Here is a 14,944-nt window from a genome sequence, read left to right as displayed (position 1 = left end):
CAGAAATACGAGGCCGGCGGCATTGCCAAGCACGGGGCCAAGCTGGTCACTGCGGTGGCCTGCGCGCAGGTGCCCAAGTTCACCGTGATCATTGGCGCCAGCTACGGCGCGGGCAATTACGGCATGTGCGGGCGCGCCTACGATCCGCGTTTCCTGTGGATGTGGCCGAACGCGAAGATCGGCGTGATGGGCGCTCAACAAGCGGCTGGCGTGTTGGTGCAGGTCAAGCAAGAGCAGGCGCAGCGCCAGGGACAGGCGTTCAGCGACGAACAGGCGCGGCAATTGGCCGAACCCCTGGTGGCACAGTACGAGGAGCAGGCCCACGCGTTCTACTCCTCGGCGCGGCTGTGGGATGACGGGGTGATCGATCCGGCGCAGACCCGAACGGTGCTGGCACTCGGGCTTTCGGCAGCGTTGAACGCGTCGGTGGCCGAAACCCGCTTCGGCGTCTTCCGCATGTAGCCCATGCACTCATCAGGAATCTGGGATCAGGGTATGCACGAATTTTCCACGGTACAGCTGCACATCAGCGCCGACCAGGTCGCCAGCGTCTGGCTCGATCGGCCGGACAAGAACAACGCTTTCAACGCGCTCATGCTGGAGGAACTGCATGAAGCCTTTGATCGGATCAGCCAACAGCCGGCATTGCGCTTCATGTTCCTGCGCGGCCATGGCCGCCACTTCAGCGCGGGCGCCGATCTGGCCTGGATGCAGGCCAGCGCTCGCTTGAGCTACGCGGAAAACCTCGCTGAAGCCGCGCGTTTGGGTCAGCTCATGGAGCAAGTGCAGCGCCTGCCACTGCCGACGGTCGCGGTGGTGCAAGGGGCTGCGTTCGCCGGGGCGATGGGCTTGGTCAGTTGTTGCGACATGGCCATCGCCGCCGACGATGCGCTGTTCAGCCTGAGCGAAGTGCGCCTGGGTCTGGCTCCGGCGGTGATCAGTCCCTACGTGGTCCAGGCCATTGGATCGCGTGCCGCGCGCCGCTACGCCTTGACCGCCGAGCGCTTCGATGCCTCGCGAGCCAGGGAGTTGGGGCTGCTCGATGAAGTGTATCCACGTGCCGAGCTGGAACAGGCGGTGCAGGACTGGACGCGCCGCCTGCTCGGCAACGGTCCCGAAGCCATGCGTGCCTGCAAGGCGCTGCTGCTGGAGATCGGTGATGGCCAGGCCACGGCGCCACGACAGGCCTGTGCGCAAGCCCTGATCGCTCGCCTGCGTACCAGCGCCGAGGGTCAGGAAGGCATGCAAGCCTTTTTCCAAAAACGCGCGCCCGCCTGGGCCGAGGTGTTGCCATGAAACCGTCCACCCAGAGCCTCGGAACCCTGCTGATCGCCAACCGCGGCGAGATCGCCTGTCGCATCATTCGTACCGCCAGAGCCATGGGCATCCGCAGCGTAGCCATCTACAGCGAAGCCGACGCCGATGCTCGCCACGTACACGAGGCCGACCTGGCCATCCCCCTGGGCGGCAGCAAGCCTGCCGACAGCTACCTGCAGATCGACAAAGTGGTCGCTGCGGCGCTGGCCTGTGGGGCGGATGCGGTCCATCCCGGCTACGGTTTTCTTTCTGAAAACGCCGCCTTCGCCCGGCGCCTGGCGCACGAGGGCATCCTGTTTCTCGGCCCGCCCGCCGAGGCCATCGAAGCCATGGGGAGCAAGTCCGCGGCCAAGGCCTTGATGGAACAGGCCGGGGTGCCGCTGGTGCCGGGCTATCACGACAGCGCCCAGGATCTGCAGACGTTTGTCGACGCCGCCCAGCGCATTGGTTACCCGGTGCTGCTGAAGGCCGCGGCGGGCGGCGGCGGCAAAGGCATGAAGGTGGCCGAATCGGCCGCCGAGCTGGGGCCTGCCCTGGACTCCGCGCGACGCGAGGCGCTGGCCGCCTTCGGCGACGGGCACATGCTGGTGGAAAAATACCTGGCGGCCCCGCGGCACGTCGAGATCCAGGTCTTTGCCGATGGTCACGGGCACTGTCTCTACCTGCATGAACGCGATTGCTCCATCCAGCGCCGGCATCAGAAAGTGCTGGAGGAGGCACCAGCGCCGGGGCTCGATGCGTCCTTGCGCCGAGCCATGGGCGAAGCCGCCGTGCGCGCCGCCCAGGCCATTGGCTACGTCGGCGCTGGCACCGTCGAATTCCTGCTCGATAGCGACGCTCGTTTCTACTTCATGGAGATGAATACCCGCTTGCAGGTCGAGCATCCGGTGACCGAAGCCATCACCGGGCTGGACCTGGTGGCCTGGCAGATCCGTGTCGCCCGCGGCGAAGCCTTGCCGCTGACTCAGGAACAGGTGCCCTTGATCGGCCATGCCATCGAAGTGCGTCTGTACGCCGAGGACCCTGCGGGCGGCTTCCTGCCTGCCAGCGGGCAACTGGCGCTGTACCGCGAGCCGGCAGCCGGGCCTGGCCGGCGGGTGGACAGCGCGGTGCGCGAAGGTGACACGATTTCCCCTTTTTATGACCCGATGATCGCCAAACTGATTGCCTGGGGTGAAACCCGCGAAGAGGCCCGATTGCGCCTGCTGGCCATGCTGGGCGAAACCGCGGTCGGCGGAATCAAGAGCAATCTGGCGCTGCTGCAACGCATCCTTGCCACGCCGACCTTCGCTCAGGGCGAAGTCGACACGGGTTTCATCGAACGGCACACCGCAGCGCTGTTGCCCACCCCCCCGACGTTGACCCAGGCCTTCTGGGATAGCGCCGCGCGGGCGTACCTGCGCTCGACCCCGAAGAGTGTGTGCGAGCAGGACCGGCATTCACCCTGGAGCGCACCGACGGGCTGGCGCCTGCTGGCCCCTGCGCAAGCCACGCTGGATCTGCGCTGTGGCGCGCACTCCCAATTGTGCACCGTCAACCTGGCAACGTCGCCCGCCGATCTGGATGAAACCCGGCTGATCGGCCGTCGCGGCGACGTTGTTTACCTGTACTGGCAGGGCGATCCCTACGAGGTCAGCCCGGTCGACGCCCTGTCCGCAGGTACCGCGGGTGCGGTGCTGGAGGGTTCGCTGGCGGCGCCCATGAACGGCAGCATTGTCCGCCTGCTGGTCAGCCCAGGTCAGGTAGTCGAGCAGGGCGATGGTCTGGTGGTGCTGGAGGCCATGAAAATGGAGCACACCGTGCGCGCCAACCGGGCCGGCGTGATCCAGGCGTTGTGCTGCGAGGAAGGCCAGATGGTCAGCGAAGGCACCGTGCTGATCGAGATGCAGGAGGCCGATCATGCTGCCTGAGCAGGTACGGATCGTCGAAGTGGGCCCGCGTGACGGCTTGCAGAACGAACAGGGCCAAGTGCGTGCCGAGGACAAGGTGGCGCTGGTCGACGCCTTGGTCGCGGCGGGCCTCAGGCATGTAGAGGTCGGCAGCTTCGTATCGCCGCGTTGGGTGCCGCAGATGGCCGACAGCACGGCGGTCTTCGCCGCCATCGCGCGCGCGCCGGGTGTGACCTATGCTGCGCTGACGCCGAACCTGCAAGGCTTCGAAGCGGCCATCGCCGCTGGCGCGTCCGAGGTGGCAGTGTTCGCCGCCGCGTCCGAGTCCTTCTCCCAGCGCAACATCAACTGTTCCATCGCGCAGAGCCTGCAACGCTTCGAACCGGTGCTGGCCGCTGCCGTCGCCCACGGCATCAAGGTGCGCGGCTATGTGTCCTGCGTGCTGGGCTGTCCGTACGAGGGCGACATCGCGCCGGAGCGGGTGCGCGACGTTGGCGATGCCATGCTGCAGATGGGCTGCTACGAACTGTCGTTGGGCGACACCCTGGGCATCGGTACGCCTGGTGCGGCAAGACGATTGATCGACACCGTCGCGCAGCGGGTGCCACGAGGGCAACTGGCCGGGCACTTTCATGACACCTATGGCCAGGCGGTGGCCAATATCTACGCTTGCCTGCTGGAGGGCGTCCAGGTGTTCGACAGTTCCGTGGCAGGGCTGGGCGGTTGTCCCTATGCGCCCGGCGCCAGCGGCAATGTGGCGACCGAGGATGTCCTCTATCTGCTGCACGGGCTGGGCATTTCGACCGGTGTGGACCTGGAGCGAGTCGTCCAGGCCGGCCAGGCGATCATGCTCGCGCTGGGCCGGCAGAGCGCGTCGCGCGTGGCACGCGCCCGGATTGGCGCTACCGGGGCGCGCTAGCAAATCGCGCCCACAAAAAAGGCCATCCGAAGATGGCCTTTTTCAGGGGTACATCAAGCAGCCGGGTTGATCGGCTTCTCTGGGTACCAGGCGTCCAGCAATTCGCTGACTTCGACGCGGGTCAGTTCGGCGCGGCCCTTGAGCCACGCTTCGACGGTGCTGCGCTGCTCTTCGGTGACCGAACCACGCTTGGCCGAGCACACCAGACCGAAGTCGTCGCCGCCAACATAGTCCAGGCCGTTAGCATCCATCGCCTCGGTCAGGAATGCGTCGAGGAATGCGTCGATTGCCTCGTCACCCAAATCCTCCTTGAAGTCCAGGTTCAATTCGAAACCCAATTCCTGGAATTCGTCGACGCACAGTTTTTTGCGCAGACGACGGGAGCGGTTAGTGGCCATGAAACAATCCTCTTAGGTAATATCGCGGCGCAGTCTACCAGTTAAGCCGAGCGCCTGCCCGATTCAGTGACAAAATGAACCACTGCCAGTCTGACCCTGGCAATCACGGGTCCAGCTCGGCCAAGGTCTGCCCCAGTTCGGCCTGCAATTGCGTCAGGGCCGTGTGCAGGGCTTCGCGCAAGGGCCGCAGGTCGTCCTGTGCCGCGCTCGCTTCCAGCGCCTCGCACGCTTGATACACGCCACGCGCCTGCACGATCCGAGCGGCGCCATGGATCTTGTGGGCAATGTCCACTATCCGTGGATGATCATCGTGAGCAATGGCGAGCAATTGCTGACCGTCGTCCGTGCAACTGCGCAGTACTTCTTCGAGCAGTCGCCGCGTCAATGCCCTGTTGCCCCCGGTCAGGGCTTGAAGTTGGTCGATCGTGTTCATGCGCTCAATCACACCAATGCATTGCGCTTGGCCATTTCGATAAGTTCCACCAGTGAATTGGCCTGAAGTTTCTGCATGAGGCGCTTCTTGTAGGTGCTGACGGTTTTGTTGCTCAGAAACATGCCAGTGGCTATTTCCTTGTTACTGCGGCCTTGGGCAAACAATTGCAGGACCATCAACTCACGGTCATTGATGGCCTTGAACAATTCAAGTTCCTGAAGTTGCCCATCGTCTTCGCGTGAGGGGATCAACGCCTGGCTGGGAAAATAGTTATAACCGGAAAACACCGCGCGCACGGCGCTGATCAACTCGCTGAGTGCCTCCTGCTTGCAGACGAAACCGGCGGCGCCCGACTGCATGCAGCGTATGGCGAACAAGGCCGGAGCCTGCGCGGTCAATACCAGGATCTTGAACGGCACGTTCATGCCGTGGAACCGGGTCAGGACTTCCAGCCCGTCAAGCTTGGGAATACTGATATCGAGAATCAGGAGATCGGGTTGGCACTCGCGCACCATCTGCATCGCATCCACCCCGTTGTCGCTTTCGCCGACAACGCAGTAGCCTTCGTTTTCCAGAATCATTCTGACGGCCAGCCGAATGACAGGGTGATCATCGATGATGAATACATTACGCATGCAGCCTCTCCTGAACGATCCAGTAAAAGCGCGCACCTTAGCCCAGTTGCTCAAAAGGGCATACGAACGGACCCAGCAAAGTATGATTCTAGGAAACTTCCTACAGAATTAAGCGTAACGGAATACAAAGATAGTTTGATTCGAAAGAGTCAACTATCGTTTGTATTCGTTTATTTCAATACGCTCTACTAGAACGAGCTGGAACGCCCGGTCATTTCTCCGGCCATCTCCGCAGCATAGCTGTCGGTCATGCCCGCGATGAAGTCGATCATGCGCAGAAACGACTTGTGCAGCGGCCAATCCGGTTGCGGTGCGTTGTGACCCAGCAGATCGAGAATGCGCTGGTGCTTGAACGACAGCTTACCGGTGGTGTGCTGCTCCAGCGCCGCGCCACAGAAGGCGTTGAGCAGCACTTCGAGCGTGGTGTAGGCGCCGATCTCGTGCAGGGTCTTGCGCTTGTCCTGGAAGATCTTCTTGCGCGCCATGTCCTTGGCATCGAGCACGCAGCGCTTGGCCGGGCCATGCATGTGCTCGACCAGATCGCCACTCAGCTGGCCGGCCAACAGCGCCTCTTGCTGTTCGACGAACGCGCGTGCGGCCGCATTGGTCAGGTGCTCGATGGCCTTGCCCCGCAGGATCGCCAGCTTGCGTCGGCGCGAGTCCAGCGGCCCCAGTTGGCGGTAGGTGTCGGGGATGTCGTCGCCCACCAGATCGAGCAGCAAGGCTTCGACCTCGGCATAGTCGAGCAACTCCATTTCCAGACCGTCTTCCAGGTCGATCAGGCCATAGCAGATGTCATCCGCCGCCTCCATCAGGTACACCAGTGGGTGCCTGGCCCAGCGCTGTTCTTCGAGCAGCGGCAGGCCCAGCTTGCCGGCAATCTGCTCCAGCAGCGGCAGCTCGCTCTGATAGCAACCGAACTTGTGCTTCTTGTAGCCCAGGGCGTCGGCATGGCGCGCGGTCCAGGGATATTTGAGGTAGGTGCCCAAGGTGGCATAGGTCAAACGGGTGCCGCCGTCGAACTGGTGATACTCCAGCTGGGTGAGAACACGAAAACCTTGGGCATTGCCCTCGAAGTTGAGGAAATCGTCGCGCTCCACTTCGCTCATCGCATCGAGCCAGCCACGTCCTGCCGCCTGGCGGAACCAGTGGCGAATCGCGTCTTCCCCGGAATGGCCGAAGGGCGGGTTGCCGATGTCATGGGCCAGGCAGGCCGACTGCACCACCATGCCCAGGTCGCTGGGCTCGCACCATTGCGGCAGTTGATCGCGCAGGGTTTCGCCCACGCGCATGCCCAGGGAGCGGCCGACACAACTGACTTCCAGCGAATGGGTCAGGCGCGTGTGGATGTGGTCGTTGCTGGAAACCGGATGCACCTGGGTCTTGCGCCCCAGTCGGCGGAAGGCACCGGAAAAGATGATGCGGTCGTGATCCTTGTGGAACGGGCTGCGGCCCAGTTCTTCAGGGCTGTGCAGGGGCTTGCCCAAGCGTTCGCGTGTAAGCAGTGTGTGCCAATCCAAGGCGATTCCTCCGGGAGCCAATCGAGCCTGCAGTGTCGGCCTGCGCAGGCCGGCTGGCAAGGCTGGCAGCGGGCCGTGAACGTATCGAAAAGTGCATTGCGGGCCTGAACGTCGAGCAAAAAAAAGCAACCCGGACGCAGTGAAGACCGCATCCGGGTTGCCTTGTGCTGCAATGCTAGCGTCTGCGCGCAGTGCCCTGCATGGCCAGCTTGATCAGCGGCAACAGGGTGGCGCCGACTTTCGCCAGTCGAGACAGGCGACCAGGGGCACGCACCGGAGCCACCACCGGGGCACGGACGCTGTTGCCAGCCCCGCGTCCGGTCAGGAAGCCCATCAGCGTGACCCCGGCAATACCCCAGAGCGAAGCATGCTTGATGCCCATGCCGGTCTGCACCGACTGACCCAGACCGCGCAGGCGGTTGAGCGGGTTGACCAGTTGCCGCGACTCATGCCGCAGCTCCTGACGATGCATCTCCATGCGCAGGCGAATCAACGATTTGCGCATGTCGCGCCGCGATTGCGCGCTGGTGGGTTCGGTTCGGCTCATGGCAGCAGTCGCTCCCTGTCGTTGGCCAGTTCTTCCAGTGTTCCACTGAACGGCGAGGACTCATCGAACACCGCCGCCTTGAGGCGGAAGGCGCAGAAGATACCGGCCAACACGTAGAACACCGCCAGGCCGACCATGCCGGCCATACGGTAGTTGTCCCACAGCAGAATCAGGATGAGACCGGACAACGCGACCAGTGCCAGCAGCGCGAAGACCAGGGCCAGCCCTGCGAAAAGCAACAGGCTGACGGTTCGTGATTTCTGCTCCTGCAACTCGATGCCGAACAGTTCGACATGACTGCGCAGCAGGCCGAGCATGGCAGCACCCAGGCGCCGGGATGTGGAGCCGGTGCTGTTGTCTGTGGTATCGGAGTCGAGGAGGGACATATCAGTGCCTTGTAGCCAGCAGGCCCAGAAGGAAACCTACACCGGCAGCGATGCCGACGGACTGCCAAGGATTTTCCTGCACGTAGCCTTCAGCCGCGACTACGGCCTCCTGGCTGCGCTCGGCTGCGGTTTCCTTGGTCTGCTGCAGGGATTCGCGAGCCTTGAGCAGGCTCTCGTTGATCTGCGCACGCAGCTCTTCAGCCTGGGTACCGGCGATGCTCGCAGTGTGCTCGAGCAGTTTTTCGGTGTCACGGACCAGTGCTTGAAAATCCGCTTTGAGAACTTCTTGAGCTGCTTTGGTGGTCGGGGTGGCCATGTTGATCTCCATATGGGTGGCGTCTGGATGTTTCGAGTAGGGGTGATCCCGAAGGTTCAGTGCCATTACGCGGGGCTTTCTCCTGTATAGCGCAAAATCACCTGTGTGGGTGCAATTGACTGGCCATTGGCAGCTCGCTTATGCTGTATAAAGATACAGTATATGGATAACTCGTCACCCATGCTCAACGTCGAACAACTCAAGTACAGCGTCAACCGCATGAGCCCGGATGTGGTCCGGGAGGCGGTGCTCGAGCTGCGTCTCGACGGCCTGGTCACCGAAGGCAAGACGCCTTTCAGCAAGCTGCACTTCAACACCTGCTTTGCCGAAGTAGAAGCACTTTTCCAGCGTGCCGGTTATCACCGTCCGTTGGACGTGGTCGGCTACAACGGCTTGCTGTATGCCTTGTACGATCCCACCCGCTGGGATGCAGTGGACGTGCTGCGCTGGCTCAAGGAGTTTACCGAAGCGGCGCAGGCCGTCCACGCGCGATGACAGCCGTGTCGCCGTGGGCGATAATCGCGGTCTGAAACGATCGTGGAATCAAGGCATGTCTGCACCCAAGTTCGACCCCGCGGCTCACCAGGCCAGTACCCTGTGCCTGCCCCCTGGCAACTGGGCGACTGTGCTGGACTGCCTCTGCGAACATTTCCAGGCCATCGACCGCGCCCAATGGTTGAGCCGCATGGCCCGAGACCGGGTGCTGGACGCCGAGGGCGTGCCCATCGGTCCCGCCCATGCCTACAAGCAGGGTCTGCGCATCCACTATTTCCGTGAAGTACCGAACGAGCGGCCGATCGCTGCTCAAGAGCAGGTGCTGCACGTCGACGAACATCTGGTGGTTGCCGACAAGCCGCACTTTCTGCCGGTGACCCCGACGGGCGAATATGTCGAGCACACGCTGCTGCGCCGTTTGATCCGTCGTCTCGATAACCCGCATCTGGTGCCGCTGCACCGCATCGATCGACACACCGCCGGCCTGGTGCTGTTCTCGGCCAACCCGCAGACGCGCAGTGCCTATCAGCAACTGTTTCCCACCCGCCAGATCGAAAAGCGCTACGAAGCCATCGCGCCCGCGCTGCCCGAGCTGCAATTTCCCCTCGTGCACCAGAGCCGCCTGGAACATGGCGAACCGTTCTTCCGCATGCGCGAGGCGCCGGGGCAGAGCAACAGCGAAACCCGCATTGAGGTCGCCGAAAAAGGCGAGCACCTGTGGCGCTATGTGCTCAATCCGGTGACGGGCAAGACCCATCAGCTGCGGGTCCACATGACCGCACTGGGCGCCAGTATCTGCAACGATCCGTTCTATCCGCAGTTGATCGACACCGAGGTGGACGACTACGCCCGGCCCTTGAAGCTGCTGGCTCGGTCGCTGCAGTTCCAGGATCCGCTCGACGGGCGATTGCGCAGCTTCGAAACGCGCCTGAGCCTGGCCTTCTAGAACGAAAAAGCCCGCCGAAAGGCGGGCTTTTTCTTGCACATGGTCGGAGAGGCAGGATTCGAACCTGCGGCCTTCTCGTCCCGAACGAGACGCGCTACCTGGCTGCGCTACACTCCGTGATCTTCAACCGTGCTGCAGAACGCGCCTGCGGTGATGTCACCGCAAACAGCGCCCCGCCATTACAGCTCCTTGACGGTCCGCACCTGGTCCTTGTTGACCCGGGTGGTCTTGCCGTCCAGCTGCTTGAATTCGTAGAAGCCAGCGTCTTCGTCGTAGGAGGGGGTATCCACTGCCTGGATTTCACGACCGTCATTGAGGGTGATCACGGTAGGCGATGCGCAACCGGCGAGCGATGCCAGGCCCAGCGCGAGCATGAAGGCGGGAAGGATCCGGTGAGTCATTATGTTTCTCCACAAAACAAAAAAGGGTACTGGCGTATACGGGGGTGAGACGGTATTTGTGCCAGCAAAGTTCCGTTGGTCCGGCCGCAACAGTCTAGCGCCTGAGAACGCTGTCAGCGACCCAGCAATTGCGGCGTGTTGAGATTGGCCAAGCGTGGATCATCCTCGGCGCATTGCAGTGCCTGTGCGCCGAGCGCCAGGAGCACACGCCGCGGACTGCGTTCGCCGGCATCCCAGGCCTGACGCATCGCGGTCAGATGGGCCTTGGGCACGATGCACAGCAGCGGTTCCCAGAACTCGCCCTGGCGGACCATCAGTGGCTGTTCCGGGTGCCTTTGCTGGGTCTGGCGCATGGCAGCGAGCAACGCAGAGTCCACCCCCGGCACGTCGCAGGGCAGCACCAGCAGCAACGGGTGCCGCGCAGCCTCCAGCCCGGCGATCATCCCGGCCATCGGTCCCGGGAAGTCGCTGCTCTGGTCGTGCACCAACCGATCGGCAAAGGCGGCGTAGTGCTCGTGGTTGCGGTTGCAGGAAATGATCAGGTCATCGGTCATTGGCCGTACACAGCGCTGCAGATGCTGGATCAACGGCTGGCCACGCCAGTCGATCAGGCCTTTGTCACGGCCCCCCATGCGTTGGCCGCGGCCACCTGCCAGGAGCAGGACAGAGCAGAGGGGCAGGGTATCGGCAGCGTTCATTCGGGCGCTCGGACAGTGGCTGGGGGCTGTGATATAACACCGCCCATTCCATCAGACAACCGGACCTCGCCAATGAAAGCCAAGGCAGATGTACCCTTCGTGCCCCTCAATATTGCCGTCTTGACGGTCAGCGACACCCGCACCGTGGAAACCGACACCTCCGGTCAGTTGTTCGTCGATCGCCTCAGTGCGGCCGGTCACGGTCTCTATGCCCGCGCGCTGCTCAAGGACGACCTGTACAAGATCCGCGCCCAGGTGGCGCAGTGGATCGCCGACGATCAATGCCAGGTGGTGCTGATCACTGGCGGCACCGGCTTCACCGGTCGCGATAGTACCCCGGAAGCCGTCAGCTGCCTGCTGGACAAGCAGGTCGACGGCTTCGGCGAGCTGTTCCGGCAGATCTCCGTGGCCGACATCGGCACTTCGACCGTGCAGTCCCGCGCCCTGGCCGGGCTCGCCAATGGCACTTTGGTGTGCTGCCTGCCGGGCTCGACCAATGCCTGCCGCACCGGCTGGGACGGCATTCTTGCCGAGCAGTTGGACGTGCGTCACCGGCCCTGCAACTTCGTCGTGCACCTCAAGCAGGCCGAGCCCTGCGTCAGCCGTGGCTGAGTTGCCGGCGGCGCAGCCGCTGCTGCCGGTCGAACAGGCGCTGGCACAACTGCTGGCCATGGCCGATGCCGCGCCCATTCGCGAGCGTGAGCAGATCGCCCTGGCCCAAGGCAGCGGTCGGGTCCTCGCCGATGACCTGATCGCCACACTTGACCTGCCACCCTGGCCCAACAGCGCCATGGACGGCTACGCGCTGCGCCGAGACGACTGGCAGGGTCAACCCCTGCGCGTCAGCCAGCGTATCTTCGCCGGCGCCGTGCCCGAGGCGCTGGAGCCCGGCACCTGCGCACGCATCTTCACCGGCGCACCGATGCCGGAAGGCGCCGACTGCGTGGAAATGCAGGAAAACGCTCGCATCGAGGATGACGAGCGGGTGGGCTTCAACCAGACCTTGAGAGTTGGCCAGAACATCCGTCCGCAAGGGCAGGAATCCCGTATCGGCGACCGCCTGCTGATGGCGGGCACTCGACTGAGCGCGATCGAGCTGGGATTGCTGGCGTCCATGGGGCAGGCCCATATCGACGTGGTTCGCCGACCACGGGTGGCGGTACTGTCGACAGGCGATGAATTGGTCGAACCGGGTCAGCCGCTGGGGCCCGGACAGATCTACAACAGCAATCGTCAGGTGCTGTGCAGTGCCTTGAGCGGGTTGGGCTGCGAAGTGGTGGACGCCGGGATTCTGCCCGACGATCTGCAACAGACACGCCAGCGCCTGGCGGCGTTGGGTGATGTGGACCTGATTCTGTCCACGGGGGGCGTCTCGGTGGGCGAAGCCGATTTTCTCGGCATCGCCCTGCGCGAGGAGGGTCAACTGGCCCTCTGGAAACTGGCGATCAAACCCGGCAAGCCGCTGACCTTCGGCCACTTTCGTGGCGTGCCGGTCATCGGTCTGCCGGGCAATCCCGCTTCTACACTGGTGACCTTCACCCTTCTGGCACGGCCTTACCTGCTGCGCCGCCTGGGTGTACAGGACGTCGCGCCGCTACGCTTCCAACTGCCCGCCGAGTTCGCCTGGCCTCGCGCCGGCACCCGTCGTGAGTACCTGCGCGGGCGTGTCGAACAGGGGCGGGCGGTGATCTACCCCAATCAGAGCTCAGGCGTGCTGCTCAGCGCCGCCTGGGCCCATGGACTGGTCGAGATCGGTGAAGGTTGCACGGTGGCTGAAGGCGACCTGGTCACCTTCATCCCGTTCAGCGAGCTGTTCTAGACCTTGCTCTTGTCCGACTCCACGGCTGCCGGTGCGCGGCCGTAGATGTCGGTGAAGCGCACGATGTCGTCTTCGCCCAGGTACTCGCCGCTCTGCACTTCGATCATGACCAGGTCGATCACGCCGGAGTTGACCAGGCGGTGCACGTGGCCCTGCTTGATGAAGGTCGATTCGTTGGTGTCGAGCAGGAATTCGTTGTCACCGTTGGTGACCCGAGCCATGCCGCTGACCACGATCCAGTGCTCGCTGCGGTGGTGGTGCATCTGCAACGACAGCGTGCCGCCGGGCTTGACCACGATTCGCTTGATCTTGAAGCGCTTGCCTTCCTCAAGAATGGTGTAGGTGCCCCATGGGCGGGTAACCGTGCGGTGCAGGCGGAAGGCGTCGTGGCCCTGGCGCTTGAGTTGCTGGGCGAGCAGCTTGACGTCCTGGGTGCGGCTGCCGTCGGCGATCAACAGCGCGTCGGGGGTGTCGATCACTACCAGATTGTCCACGCCGACCGCGCCGACCAGGCGACGGGGCGAGTCGATGTAGCAGTTGCTCACGTCATGCAATACGGTTTCGCCGTTGCATTGGTTGCCTTGTGCGTCGGCCGGAGTCAGCTCGCGCACGGCCTGCCACGAGCCGATGTCGCTCCAGCCCATCTGGCAGGGAATCACTGCGACCTTGTCGGAGCGTTCGAGCAGGGCATAGTCGATCGAGATATCCGGTGCCAGGGCAAAGGTGCTGCTGTCCAGTTCGACCTGCAGCTCACGGTTGCCCTGCTTGATGTCGCTGACCTGCAGGCAGGTGGTGGCGGCCAGCAGCACGTCCGGTGCGTGCTTTTCCAGCTCGCGCAGGAGCACGTCGACGCGCATGCAGAACATGCCGGCGTTCCACAGGTAGTCACCGCTGTCCAGGTAGGCCTGGGCGGTGACCTGATCCGGCTTCTCGCGGAACTGTGCTACCTGGTAGCTGCCGTCGCCCAGATCGGCGCCGCGCTCGATGTAGCCAAAGCCGGTTTCCGGCGTTTGCGGCACCAGGCCGAAGGTGACCAACCAGCCCTCGTCGGCTTTTTTGCGTGCCGCGCTGACGGCCGCTTGGAACGCGTCGATGTCACGAATCAGGTGGTCGGCCGGCAGCACCAGCAACTGCGCCGAGGCGCCGTAGTGCTTGGCCGCGTGCAGGGCGGCGCTGGCGATGGCCGGTGCGGTGTTGCGGCCGGCAGGCTCGAGGATGAAATCGAGCAGGGCGTTGCGATCGTTCAGTTGGCGGTAGTCGTCCAGCGTGCGGAAGAACACCTCGCGGTTGGTCACGGTCAGTACCCGATCCACGCCCGGCAGTTGCGATGCACGGGTAAAGGTCTTCTGCAGTAGGCTTTCGCCGTCCGGCAGGCGCATGAAGGGCTTGGGCATGGCTTCGCGCGATACGGGCCACAGGCGGGTGCCGGAGCCCCCGGCGATGATGCAGGGAATCAGAGTCGTCATAGGTCGAGCCTCGAGTTGGAGAAGGCGGGCGGCACCTGCATGGGCAGGCGTACACGACCAGCCAGGCTGGATGCATGAAAGGGTCGATGGAAAAAAGGCAGAACGCAGGATTCAGCGATTCGACAATGCTACCGCCAGCCGGAGACGGGCCGGACGTGCAGGAATCGGAGGGGTAACGGCCACTTCGATGATGGCCAGTTGCGTCGCAGTAAAGCCTAAACGAGAACCGTTGGCGAGTGGTAAATGCACGAATGGTTAAAAACTTTCAGTCCGGGCTTTTTTTGCTGCGGCTGTGGTCACATCAGGCAGAGTTCAACTCATTGGTCACCGGAGACATGCAGCATGAGCGAGCGCAAGGCAATCCTGATATTGCACGGCAAACAAGCTTCCAACGAAGAGGTACGCACTGCGGTCGAGCGCTACCGGGAGCAGGGCAATGACCTGGCCGTGCGTCTGACCTGGGAAGGCGGTGATGCCCAGCGTCTGGTCGAGGAGGCGTTGCAAGCGGGGTATACCCACATCATCGCCGGCGGTGGCGACGGCACCCTGCGCGATGTCGCCGAAGCCATGGCACTGGCCAAGACCGATGCCAGTCTGGTCCTGATGCCCCTGGGCACGGCCAACGATTTCGCCCGTGCCGCCGGGGTGCCCTTGGAACCCGAACCTGCGCTGGCGCTGCTTGCCCGCGAACCCCAGGCGATCGACCTGGGCGAGGTGGGCGGACAAGTGTTCCTCAACATGGCCACCGGCGGCTTCGGC

At 63.5% G+C, this 14,944-nt stretch carries 19 protein-coding genes and 1 tRNA gene; 9 read left to right on the top strand and 11 right to left on the bottom strand.

What is annotated here, in order from left to right; translation table 11 throughout:
* The 4 genes from B2V21_RS18755 to B2V21_RS18740 all read left to right on the top strand — a co-directional run.
* Positions 1–462 (top strand): carboxyl transferase domain-containing protein (locus B2V21_RS18755; RefSeq protein ID WP_286917679.1); only part of this gene is annotated, 462 nt, incomplete at its 5' end.
* Between the two features lie 33 nt (positions 463–495).
* The gene (locus B2V21_RS18750) at positions 496–1,296 is read left to right on the top strand and encodes an enoyl-CoA hydratase-related protein (RefSeq protein WP_286917678.1); all 801 of its coding nucleotides are present in this window, start codon (positions 496–498) and stop codon (positions 1,294–1,296) included.
* Positions 1,293–3,227 (top strand): acetyl/propionyl/methylcrotonyl-CoA carboxylase subunit alpha, encoded by a 1,935-nt coding sequence (locus B2V21_RS18745; protein ID WP_286917677.1) that lies wholly within the window; start codon positions 1,293–1,295, stop codon positions 3,225–3,227. Before B2V21_RS18750 ends, B2V21_RS18745 begins: the two co-directional genes overlap by 4 nt.
* The gene (locus tag B2V21_RS18740) at positions 3,214–4,125 is read left to right on the top strand and encodes a hydroxymethylglutaryl-CoA lyase (protein ID WP_286917680.1); all 912 of its coding nucleotides are present in this window, start codon (positions 3,214–3,216) and stop codon (positions 4,123–4,125) included. The genes B2V21_RS18745 and B2V21_RS18740 overlap by 14 nt, the downstream gene beginning before the upstream one ends.
* 53 nt (positions 4,126–4,178) lie before the next feature.
* Here B2V21_RS18740 and B2V21_RS18735 read toward each other — a convergent pair whose 3' ends face one another.
* The 7 genes from B2V21_RS18735 to B2V21_RS18705 all read right to left on the bottom strand — a co-directional run bounded on the left by B2V21_RS18735 (position 4,179) and on the right by B2V21_RS18705 (position 8,360).
* On the bottom strand, positions 4,179–4,523 hold the full coding sequence (locus tag B2V21_RS18735) for a YggL family protein (protein ID WP_286917676.1): 345 nt from the start codon (positions 4,521–4,523) through the stop codon (positions 4,179–4,181).
* Between the two features lie 103 nt (positions 4,524–4,626).
* The gene (locus B2V21_RS18730) at positions 4,627–4,956 is read right to left on the bottom strand and encodes an Hpt domain-containing protein (RefSeq protein WP_286917675.1); all 330 of its coding nucleotides are present in this window, start codon (positions 4,954–4,956) and stop codon (positions 4,627–4,629) included.
* A gap of 8 nt (positions 4,957–4,964) precedes the next feature.
* Entirely contained in the window at positions 4,965–5,591 is a 627-nt protein-coding gene (locus B2V21_RS18725; protein ID WP_049859108.1) for a response regulator transcription factor, read from the bottom strand.
* A 188-nt stretch (positions 5,592–5,779) separates the two neighbouring features.
* The gene (locus B2V21_RS18720; RefSeq protein ID WP_090357328.1) at positions 5,780–7,111 is read right to left on the bottom strand and encodes a deoxyguanosinetriphosphate triphosphohydrolase; all 1,332 of its coding nucleotides are present in this window, start codon (positions 7,109–7,111) and stop codon (positions 5,780–5,782) included.
* A gap of 175 nt (positions 7,112–7,286) precedes the next feature.
* Positions 7,287–7,658 carry a hypothetical protein gene (locus B2V21_RS18715; RefSeq protein WP_049859110.1) on the bottom strand — a complete coding sequence of 124 codons (372 nt, stop codon included), beginning with the start codon at positions 7,656–7,658 and terminating at the stop codon, positions 7,287–7,289.
* Entirely contained in the window at positions 7,655–8,044 is a 390-nt protein-coding gene (locus tag B2V21_RS18710) for a phage holin family protein (RefSeq protein WP_049859111.1), read from the bottom strand. The genes B2V21_RS18715 and B2V21_RS18710 overlap by 4 nt, the downstream gene beginning before the upstream one ends.
* Before the next feature lies 1 nt (position 8,045).
* Complete coding sequence (locus B2V21_RS18705; RefSeq protein WP_049859771.1) at positions 8,046–8,360, bottom strand: DUF883 family protein; 315 nt, start codon at positions 8,358–8,360, stop codon at positions 8,046–8,048.
* Between the two features lie 180 nt (positions 8,361–8,540).
* Here B2V21_RS18705 and B2V21_RS18700 point away from each other — a divergent pair, with 180 nt between their 5' ends.
* Both B2V21_RS18700 and B2V21_RS18695 read left to right on the top strand, forming a co-directional pair.
* A complete protein-coding gene (locus B2V21_RS18700; protein ID WP_049859112.1) occupies positions 8,541–8,855 on the top strand; it encodes a hypothetical protein in 315 nt (104 codons plus the stop codon).
* Between the two features lie 55 nt (positions 8,856–8,910).
* A complete protein-coding gene (locus B2V21_RS18695; protein ID WP_286917674.1) occupies positions 8,911–9,801 on the top strand; it encodes a pseudouridine synthase in 891 nt (296 codons plus the stop codon).
* Positions 9,802–9,841: 40 nt separating this feature from the next.
* Here B2V21_RS18695 and B2V21_RS18690 read toward each other — a convergent pair.
* The 3 genes from B2V21_RS18690 to mobA all read right to left on the bottom strand — a co-directional run bounded on the left by B2V21_RS18690 (position 9,842) and on the right by mobA (position 10,900).
* Positions 9,842–9,918: transfer RNA gene (locus B2V21_RS18690), tRNA-Pro, on the bottom strand.
* A gap of 62 nt (positions 9,919–9,980) precedes the next feature.
* Complete coding sequence (locus tag B2V21_RS18685; protein ID WP_049859114.1) at positions 9,981–10,202, bottom strand: YgdI/YgdR family lipoprotein; 222 nt, start codon at positions 10,200–10,202, stop codon at positions 9,981–9,983.
* 113 nt (positions 10,203–10,315) lie between these two features.
* Positions 10,316–10,900 carry a molybdenum cofactor guanylyltransferase MobA gene (gene mobA, locus B2V21_RS18680; RefSeq protein WP_049859115.1) on the bottom strand — a complete coding sequence of 195 codons (585 nt, stop codon included), beginning with the start codon at positions 10,898–10,900 and terminating at the stop codon, positions 10,316–10,318.
* A gap of 72 nt (positions 10,901–10,972) precedes the next feature.
* Between mobA and moaB the strand changes: the two genes are divergently transcribed.
* A complete protein-coding gene (moaB, locus tag B2V21_RS18675) occupies positions 10,973–11,512 on the top strand; it encodes a molybdenum cofactor biosynthesis protein B (protein ID WP_049859116.1) in 540 nt (179 codons plus the stop codon).
* A complete protein-coding gene (glp, locus tag B2V21_RS18670; RefSeq protein WP_286917673.1) occupies positions 11,505–12,719 on the top strand; it encodes a gephyrin-like molybdotransferase Glp in 1,215 nt (404 codons plus the stop codon). The genes moaB and glp overlap by 8 nt, the downstream gene beginning before the upstream one ends.
* Here glp and B2V21_RS18665 read toward each other — a convergent pair.
* Positions 12,716–14,185 (bottom strand): mannose-1-phosphate guanylyltransferase/mannose-6-phosphate isomerase, encoded by a 1,470-nt coding sequence (locus B2V21_RS18665; protein ID WP_122741839.1) that lies wholly within the window; start codon positions 14,183–14,185, stop codon positions 12,716–12,718. The genes glp and B2V21_RS18665 overlap by 4 nt on opposite strands.
* Before the next feature lie 342 nt (positions 14,186–14,527).
* Here B2V21_RS18665 and B2V21_RS18660 point away from each other — a divergent pair.
* On the top strand, positions 14,528–14,944 hold a 417-nt coding region (locus B2V21_RS18660; RefSeq protein ID WP_286917672.1), incomplete at its 3' end, for a diacylglycerol kinase family protein.

This window comes from Pseudomonas sp. UBA6276, from assembly GCF_002438365.1.
Taxonomy (GTDB): domain Bacteria; phylum Pseudomonadota; class Gammaproteobacteria; order Pseudomonadales; family Pseudomonadaceae; genus Aquipseudomonas; species Aquipseudomonas coleopterorum.
This window is presented reverse-complemented; position numbering and strand designations above follow the sequence as displayed.

Coding starts and splice junctions, on each gene's coding strand:
- B2V21_RS18750 (WP_286917678.1), top strand. CDS start 496: ATGCACGAATTTTCCACGGTACAGCTGCACATCAGCGCCGACCAGGTC.
- B2V21_RS18745 (WP_286917677.1), top strand. CDS start 1,293: ATGAAACCGTCCACCCAGAGCCTCGGAACCCTGCTGATCGCCAACCGC.
- B2V21_RS18735 (WP_286917676.1), bottom strand. CDS start 4,523: ATGGCCACTAACCGCTCCCGTCGTCTGCGCAAAAAACTGTGCGTCGAC.
- B2V21_RS18730 (WP_286917675.1), bottom strand. CDS start 4,956: ATGAACACGATCGACCAACTTCAAGCCCTGACCGGGGGCAACAGGGCA.
- B2V21_RS18725 (WP_049859108.1), bottom strand. CDS start 5,591: ATGCGTAATGTATTCATCATCGATGATCACCCTGTCATTCGGCTGGCC.
- B2V21_RS18715 (WP_049859110.1), bottom strand. CDS start 7,658: ATGAGCCGAACCGAACCCACCAGCGCGCAATCGCGGCGCGACATGCGC.
- B2V21_RS18710 (WP_049859111.1), bottom strand. CDS start 8,044: ATGTCCCTCCTCGACTCCGATACCACAGACAACAGCACCGGCTCCACA.
- B2V21_RS18705 (WP_049859771.1), bottom strand. CDS start 8,360: ATGGCCACCCCGACCACCAAAGCAGCTCAAGAAGTTCTCAAAGCGGAT.
- B2V21_RS18700 (WP_049859112.1), top strand. CDS start 8,541: ATGCTCAACGTCGAACAACTCAAGTACAGCGTCAACCGCATGAGCCCG.
- B2V21_RS18695 (WP_286917674.1), top strand. CDS start 8,911: ATGTCTGCACCCAAGTTCGACCCCGCGGCTCACCAGGCCAGTACCCTG.
- B2V21_RS18685 (WP_049859114.1), bottom strand. CDS start 10,202: ATGACTCACCGGATCCTTCCCGCCTTCATGCTCGCGCTGGGCCTGGCA.
- mobA (WP_049859115.1), bottom strand. CDS start 10,900: ATGAACGCTGCCGATACCCTGCCCCTCTGCTCTGTCCTGCTCCTGGCA.
- moaB (WP_049859116.1), top strand. CDS start 10,973: ATGAAAGCCAAGGCAGATGTACCCTTCGTGCCCCTCAATATTGCCGTC.
- B2V21_RS18665 (WP_122741839.1), bottom strand. CDS start 14,185: ATGACGACTCTGATTCCCTGCATCATCGCCGGGGGCTCCGGCACCCGC.